The 6,676-nt window shown below is 58.7% G+C and carries 9 protein-coding genes, 1 tRNA gene and 1 riboswitch; of the genes, 8 read left to right on the top strand and 2 right to left on the bottom strand.

Annotation, left to right across the window (positions count from 1 at the left end):
* Positions 1-896, top strand: an 896-nt coding sequence (locus NW837_RS10720) for a 3'-5' exonuclease (RefSeq protein ID WP_414331401.1), incomplete at its 5' end; no start/stop codon positions are given.
* 119 nt (positions 897-1,015) lie between these two features.
* On the top strand, positions 1,016-1,891 hold the full coding sequence (gene nusB, locus NW837_RS10715) for a transcription antitermination factor NusB (RefSeq protein WP_414331399.1): 876 nt from the start codon (positions 1,016-1,018) through the stop codon (positions 1,889-1,891).
* A 5-nt stretch (positions 1,892-1,896) separates the two neighbouring features.
* Here the strand turns inward: nusB and NW837_RS10710 are convergent, their stop codons facing one another.
* Together NW837_RS10710 and NW837_RS10705 are read right to left on the bottom strand one after the other, a co-directional pair.
* Positions 1,897-2,340 (bottom strand): DUF29 domain-containing protein, encoded by a 444-nt coding sequence (locus tag NW837_RS10710; RefSeq protein WP_414331397.1) that lies wholly within the window; start codon positions 2,338-2,340, stop codon positions 1,897-1,899.
* A gap of 143 nt (positions 2,341-2,483) precedes the next feature.
* Positions 2,484-2,555, bottom strand: a tRNA-Gly gene (locus NW837_RS10705).
* A gap of 237 nt (positions 2,556-2,792) precedes the next feature.
* On the opposite strand from NW837_RS10705, the gene ssuE reads away from it, so the two are divergent.
* The 6 genes from ssuE to NW837_RS10675 all read left to right on the top strand — a co-directional run.
* Entirely contained in the window at positions 2,793-3,320 is a 528-nt protein-coding gene (ssuE, locus tag NW837_RS10700) for an NADPH-dependent FMN reductase (protein ID WP_414331394.1), read from the top strand.
* A gap of 232 nt (positions 3,321-3,552) precedes the next feature.
* Positions 3,553-3,634, top strand: a riboswitch (Glutamine riboswitch).
* 79 nt (positions 3,635-3,713) lie between these two features.
* Entirely contained in the window at positions 3,714-3,887 is a 174-nt protein-coding gene (locus tag NW837_RS10695; RefSeq protein WP_083757650.1) for a DUF4278 domain-containing protein, read from the top strand.
* 799 nt (positions 3,888-4,686) lie between these two features.
* On the top strand, positions 4,687-4,926 hold the full coding sequence (gene secG, locus NW837_RS10690; RefSeq protein ID WP_011433676.1) for a preprotein translocase subunit SecG: 240 nt from the start codon (positions 4,687-4,689) through the stop codon (positions 4,924-4,926).
* A 12-nt stretch (positions 4,927-4,938) separates the two neighbouring features.
* Positions 4,939-5,592, top strand: a complete 654-nt coding sequence (locus tag NW837_RS10685; RefSeq protein ID WP_414331391.1) for a YqiA/YcfP family alpha/beta fold hydrolase — start codon at positions 4,939-4,941, stop codon at positions 5,590-5,592.
* Between the two features lie 67 nt (positions 5,593-5,659).
* Positions 5,660-6,394: an HAD family hydrolase gene (locus NW837_RS10680; protein ID WP_414331390.1), complete on the top strand. Its 735-nt coding sequence runs from the start codon at positions 5,660-5,662 to the stop codon at positions 6,392-6,394.
* A 37-nt stretch (positions 6,395-6,431) separates the two neighbouring features.
* Positions 6,432-6,676 (top strand): gamma-glutamyltransferase (locus tag NW837_RS10675; protein ID WP_414331388.1); only part of this gene is annotated, 245 nt, incomplete at its 3' end.

The raw sequence follows: 6,676 nt of genomic DNA, 5'->3' as shown, positions 1-6,676 counted from the left end.
GGGGCAGTCCCAGTCAGCGGCGGGTGTTGTTGCAGCTCAAGGGAATCATCGACTGGTTTGCCCAGCCCACTGCCCCCACTCGCTTGGCTGCTGCTGTGGATTGCTTGGCGGATTGGGCGGGGATCCCACGTGCTGAACTGGGACCGATGTTGAGCTGGATCCGCGCCTCTCTGCCGGAGCGGCTGCTATTTCCCAACTTTGGTGAGGCTCCCGCTCTGCCCGATGGCCCGCCTTGGCAGAACTTGGGCAGGCTGCTGCGCACCCTTGCCGGTTGGCTCCGGGCCGGGCGATCCCCTTGGCCGGAGGTGCTGAATGTGATCGTTCAAAGCCTCTACCGCAAGCCGGAAGAGCTGTTTGTGGGTCGCTATGTAATCGATCAGCTGGAGCAGGTGCTGGGATCCCTGCCCGAAACCGATTGGCAGGAGATCGCCCAAGAATTTCAAGTGATTCTGGATCACCGCCTCAACAACTTGCCTTCGGAGATCTTCGCCTTCGACCCCGAGCCGGGCAGCATCACTGTCACGACTCTGCATCGCGCCAAGGGGCTGGAATGGGATCAGGTCTTCATCCCCCAAGTGTCGGCCTACGAGTTTCCCACCCAGTACGGGGAGCGAACCCTGGGGCTGAAGTTTTTGGATGAAGTGGATATGCAGGCAGAGGCCCTGGCTCAGTTGCGACAGCTCAGCCCCAAAGGCGGCTGGGAGCTGCAGGCCGACTCGGCCACCAAGCAAGCCTTTTTGGACTTGGCAGCGGAGCGGCTGCGGCTGCTGTATGTGGGCATCACCCGCAGCAAACGACGGCTCACCCTCTCGGTATCCAGCCAATCTCGCTTTGGCACAGAGCAGAGTTCATCTTTGGTGTTTCGGGTGTTAAGTCGCAGTTTTAGGGCCGGTTGACCGGGTGAGTCTCTCGTTCTTCATGGATTGGCAACCTGCTAGCATGGCTAAGCCCGATAGCGCTTGCGCGCCGCCTTGCGGCAATGGGGCAGTCTTTCAGAAGCTATGGATATTCTGCAATGCAACCTCGGCGTATTGCCCGCGAACTGGCCCTGCTGGGGGTCAATCAACTGCCAGCCACGGCGGCCAAACTGAGCGAAAAACAACTGGAGGACTTGCTGCTGGCAGCCATCCGCGCCCTGAGTGAAGAGACCCATGAAACCCTCTCCACAGCGGCGGCGGAAATCCAGCGCAGCGACCGTTTGTTGCACGAGAGCGATCCTCTATTGTTGGCCGATTCGGATCCCAAGGAAGAGGGTGGATCCCGCTCCGTCACCCTCCGCCTTCAGCAGGCCCAACGACACCTGCAGCGCCTGGAAATCACTCTGAAGGAGGCGGACGTTCCTGACCCCAATGCCTTACGGGGGGAATTGCTGGAGCTAATCCAGCAGGTGCAAGTGGCCCTCGGCAACGCCGGCCAAGCCTTAGAACACCTGGAACAGCGGCTGCACAGCGTCCGCCACATCTTGGATGAGGTTGTCCAGTTGTCCCAAAGAGCAGTCAACCGGGTGGGCGTTGCCCTGTCCATGCCGGAACTGTTGTACATTGCCCAATCCCAAGAAGTGCGCGCCTACGCTTTGCAACTGTTAACTGCCCTGCGAACCCACAAGGAGGCGATTGATGCTCGTTTGCAAAAGGCTTTGGTGGGTTGGCAATTGCAGCGGGTTGGTCGGATCGAACGAGATATCCTGCGCCTGGCGGTGGTGGAGATGGAAATACTGGCCAGCAGCCCCGTGAAGGTTGCCATCAACGAAGCTGTAGAATTGGCCAAAAAATACGGGGATCCTGAGGCCGCCGCTTTCGTCAACGGAGTGCTGCGACGGGTAGTGGACAGCCAGATGGAGACCCACCGGGGTCGGGATCCCTCCCTCCCTGGTTCTGGTTCCGGGGGCTGAGCAGATCACTGGGGATCTTCCTTGCCAGGATAAAAGTCGGGATCCATCACCTGCTCAAATGTGTAGGGACACTGGGCAGGCAGATCTGCTTCAGACAATGGTGTTTCTCTCACCACCAACAGGATCCCGTCCTGGTGAGCCTCTTGCAGGGCTGCCGAAAGATCGGGCTTGAGGCTGGGACTGTCTTTGAGCAATCGCTGGATCTGGCGGCGTTGTTCAGTAATCGTTGCCCGCCAACTTTTGCCTCGCAGGTGGGGTTGCAATTGCCACTTCAGCAAATGCCCTACCAGGATCCCCAGCCGGTGCAGCAATTCCCGGCGTTCTTGCCTGCCCAAAGCCTCGATTTCCTCCACCAAGTTGGCGATATCCAGTTGATCCCACTGCCCCGATTTCAGCAGTGCGGCTTGCTTTTGCGTCCAGGCATAGAAGTCGTACTCGTAAAGTTGCATGCTTCATTGCCTAACTGGGCACTGGCCAAGGAGATCTTACTGACCCCGAACTACCCCTTTTTACCTTGAGCTCATTGATTTCCCGGACTAGGCCAAGCCCGGGAATGCTTGCGGAAAGCGGGTTTTGCCGGTTGGTTGGGGAAAGCGGGCGATGAGACTCGAACTCACGACATCCAGCTTGGGAAGCTAGCGTTCTACCACTGAACTACGCCCGCGTAAATCAATCTCAAGTTTAGCAAGCTGAAACCCTTGCTGAATCTAACCTATCACGTTCCCGACCCCTTGTAGTAGGTGGGGAGTTGGGGGGGGGCATATTTTGCCCGCAATTTGACCAGCAGGGAATGACGTCGAGAGACAAAGCTATCGTGCATGCTGGGGCAGGGCGAGAGTGGGTTAATCATCTTTCACGTGGGATCCCTGGTACAACTGAGGCAGTATTCTGTCTGCGGCCTATGTCCAGCATCCTCCTGCTCTCCGGTAGTCCCAGCACTCCTTCTCGCTCAGAAGCCGTTTTACATCACGCTGCCGGGATCCTGTCCGATCTGGGGTTGACCACTCAGTTTGTTTCGGTGCGGGATTTGCCCCCAGAGGATCTGGCACTGGCCAAGTTCGATAGCCCTCAACTCAAGGCAATTCAGCAAAAGGTGGCCCAAGCTACCGGGATCGTCATCTCTGCTCCCGTTTACAAAGCCTCCTATCCAGGTGTGTTGAAGGCACTGCTGGATTTGCTGGATCAAGACGCCTTTACCGGTAAAGTGATTCTCCCCATTGCCACCGGGGGAACCCTGGCCCATCTGCTGTCCATCGACTTTGCGATGAAACCTGTGCTGGCGGTGATGGGGGCAACCCACATCCTGAGAGGGGTTTATATCCTGAGTTCTCAAATTCAGTTGGACGCTGCCGGAACACTACAGCTAGAGGCCGACATCGAGGAACGTCTGCGAGCAGGGCTGCAGGCACTTGCGCAGGCGGTGAAATAGAAGAAATTAGAATTTTGCGGAGACTGGCCGAATACGGGATTGGTGCCCTGGGCCCGGAACCGGTTGCGGCAATCTATTCCGAAAAGTGCATAGGTGATTGCCCAGTCAGGCCCGAGAAGCCGCGGAAGAGCCGACGGCAAGGGATCCCTTTTGCGGGTATGGCCGGATTAAATTTCTATAAATCCCCCAAAAAACCTGCAAAACCGTAAGTTATGATACAGACATAGGATAAATCGTTCATCTCTGCAGTTGGCTCACCAGTGGCCTGGAGCTGTGCAGAGACGGAAGTAGGGGTCTTCCCGAAGGAACGCGCCTCAACTGAATCGCGCCACTCTTTCCGTGGCGTAGGGCCCAACGACAACAAACTCAACCCTTCGTTGATGGAGGCGATATATGAAACTCTCTTTCCGTGGCAACACCTTTGACTACGTTCCTGCGCATACTCAGCTCAGTGATGAGGAGTTGCAAGCTCAGTATCGCGGTCAAACCTTCTGTGTGCACCACACCAGCAAGAAAGCGATGCCTCACCCTCATCAGCCCCTGACCTACCGGGGCGTAAGCTACTGAGGTGAATACTGTTTGCCCTTGTAGGTGAGGTGGGGATCCTCTGGAAATCTCCATAAGGGCTGGATAAAGACCGGGCGGCCCCGTTTGGGGTCGCCTTTTGGGGCAAAACAACTGGAGCAAAACAACACCTCCAGAAGAGATGGCTTAGCCCAGCCAGTTCAGATTCTCAAGCAAGATCGATATCCATCGATATCTTCTCGATATCTTCGTCCGCCAGCTTCTCTCCCCGTCTAGTGACCTGAAGGATTGCGTCGAGGCTGCCTGGGGACAGGTTCTATGTCTTCTGGAGTGGGTTTGCTGGAAGGGTGAGGTGGACCTTGCCAAGGTTGACCTCAAAGGGAGGAGCCAAATCGGTCGCAAGTGCTGGGGGACAGTCAGCAACAGCTGGGCTGTCGGGGGGCCTCAGTGCCCTGAATGCCGGTACCGGGTGCATCGGGACCCAGCCTCAGCCTTGGGAACTGTGCTGGGTGGATTAGAGGTTGTTTTGCGAGCTGGCAGTAGCCAGGGAGGCTGGGGAAGGGAAGCCACCTGTCCAGTCGTTTTGTCGGGGGTTGTAGACCCAGGCAAGTGGCGTGGGGCAGGAATGCCCAGCCGCGAGGTAAGGACTCCGTCCTGCTGACGGGAAGGGAAGCCTGTGCTCTGTCCGCAGGACGAGCGCCGGGAGGATGCCACAGAAGATGGGTGGGTCTGCACCTGCCAACTTGATTCTGAAATGGGAGCGATGCCGAGACAGGGTGCGCTAAGATGCGATTCCAAGCGATAATGGCCTTAGCAACTTGCCCTACAGGGATCCGCTGCGATGGAAGCGTTTTTCGAGTTTCTCTGGTCGGCTTCGGCCATCTTGCTGGTGATCTTGGTGCTGCTGCACAGCCCTAAGGGGGATGGGTTGGCGGGCATTGGCGGGCAGGCCCAGCTGTTCTCCAGCTCCAAGAGTGCTGAGCAAAACCTCAACCGCATCACCTGGACGGTAGCGACCCTTTTCCTCTCCATCAGCGTGGTGTTGGGAGCAGGCTGGCTCTCGGCAGCCACAGGGCCATAGGGATCCCTTTCCGTGTTGGCCATTTACCTGCATGGATTCGGCTCTGGGCCGCAGTCGGCCAAGGCAACTTTCTTTCGGCAGCGGCTGCAGCAGGTGGGGATCCCTGTTCAGGTGCCTGATCTGAACCAGGACAATTTTGCCCAGCTCACCTTGACCCGCCAGATCCAGCAGGTTTCCAGCCAGCTTGCCGAGATGAACTACCCCCCTGTCACCCTCATCGGCTCTAGCTTGGGGGGCCTGGTGGCTGCTTGGGTTGCCGAACGACAACCTTGCGTGCAGCGCTTGGTGCTCTTGGCGCCGGCTTTTGGCTTTTTAGGCCATTGGCTGCCGCGGCTGGGGGCAGAGGCGGTGGAGACTTGGCAGCGAACCGGACAACTCATGGTGTTTCACTACGGAGAAGGCCGCCCTCTCCCTTTGGAGTACGGCTTTGTCGCCGATGCCCAGCGCTACCCGGATGGGGCGTTGCGACGGCCTGTGCCCACCCTAATTGTGCACGGGATCCAAGACGACACCATCCCCATTCAAGCCAGTCGAGACTATGTGGCCCGTCGCCCCTGGGCCCAACTGGTGGCGGTGGAGAGTGACCACGCCCTGACGGATGTGTTGGATCCCATTTGGCAGATCACCAGCCGCTTCTGCGGGTGGGGGATGGAGACGGGTCAGTAGGGTTGTTAAAGGGGATCCCTGTCCCGTGCTTGCCCATTCGCGAAAGCGTCGCGTAGCGATAATGTCTATGCAATCCAAAGTGCTGTGCCTACAACAGGGGAAGGCTGACGTGACTGCCGGCTTGCTCTTCGATATGGACGGGGTGATTGTGGATTCGGAACCAATCCATGCCCGCGCCGGGGCCATTGCCCTGCAACGCTGCCACCTATCCCTGGATTTGGCCCCCATCTCCCTGCAGTTCAAGGGGCGCACCGACCGCGACATGTTCGAGTACCTTGTCCAACACCAGACGGACACCCCGCCTGCGGAACAGCCCCTGCTGGTGCAGCGCCTGATCGAGGAAAAGGCCAAGGCTTTTGGCGAGCTGCTGGCAGAGGTACCCCTGGTGCCGGGGGTGCTGGAGTTTTTGGCGGCCAGCCGCCAGCGCTTTTCTGCCCTGGCCGTCACCACTTCGGCCATCCGCCGGGATCAAGCGCAGATTTTCCAGCGCTTCGACCTGCACCGCTGGTTTGACGCGGTGATTACCGCCGAAGACATTCAGCGGGCCAAGCCCGACCCAGAGCCTTACCTGAAAACGGCTGCCGCTGTGGGGTTGGATCCGGCGTTGTGTTGGGTGATTGAAGATTCTACCCATGGGATCCGCGCCGCTAAGGGGGCTGGCTGTTTTGCGGTGGGCCTCACCACGGCTTTCACCGCCGAGGAACTGCGCCACGCCGGGGCAGATGTGGTGGTGGACAGCTTTGCGGAGTTGGCCACACTCCTGTTCGCGAGAGCGTCGCGTAGCGATAACCTGCCTGTGTAGGGAGCCCAGCCCATTCGCGAGAGCGTCGCGTAGCGATATGCCAGCACCCACTTTTTTGCGGCAGGCCCTGGATCGCTATCCGTTTGCTTCGCGGCGACGGGTGGTGATGGGCAGACAGGGATCCGTGGCCACCAGCCAACCTTTGGCGGCAATGGCGGGCATGGAGATGTTCTGGGCGGGCGGCAATGCTGTGGATGCAGCCGTGGCAATGGCGGTGGCTTTGACGGTGGTGGAGCCAACCTCCAATGGCATTGGCGGCGATGCCTTTGCTCTGGTGTGGGA

Source organism: Synechococcus sp. R6-10, from assembly GCF_047461815.1.
In the GTDB taxonomy this organism is placed as follows: domain Bacteria; phylum Cyanobacteriota; class Cyanobacteriia; order Thermostichales; family Thermostichaceae; genus Thermostichus.
The sequence above is the reverse complement of the archived record's forward strand: the minus strand, read 5'-3'. Positions and strand labels throughout refer to the sequence as shown.

Bases quoted from the DNA above. Each gene is read 5' to 3' on its own strand.
- nusB (WP_414331399.1), top strand. From the start codon at position 1,016: ATGCAACCTCGGCGTATTGCCCGCGAACTGGCCCTGCTGGGGGTCAAT.
- NW837_RS10710 (WP_414331397.1), bottom strand. From the start codon at position 2,340: ATGCAACTTTACGAGTACGACTTCTATGCCTGGACGCAAAAGCAAGCC.
- ssuE (WP_414331394.1), top strand. From the start codon at position 2,793: ATGTCCAGCATCCTCCTGCTCTCCGGTAGTCCCAGCACTCCTTCTCGC.
- NW837_RS10695 (WP_083757650.1), top strand. From the start codon at position 3,714: ATGAAACTCTCTTTCCGTGGCAACACCTTTGACTACGTTCCTGCGCAT.
- secG (WP_011433676.1), top strand. From the start codon at position 4,687: ATGGAAGCGTTTTTCGAGTTTCTCTGGTCGGCTTCGGCCATCTTGCTG.
- NW837_RS10680 (WP_414331390.1), top strand. From the start codon at position 5,660: ATGCAATCCAAAGTGCTGTGCCTACAACAGGGGAAGGCTGACGTGACT.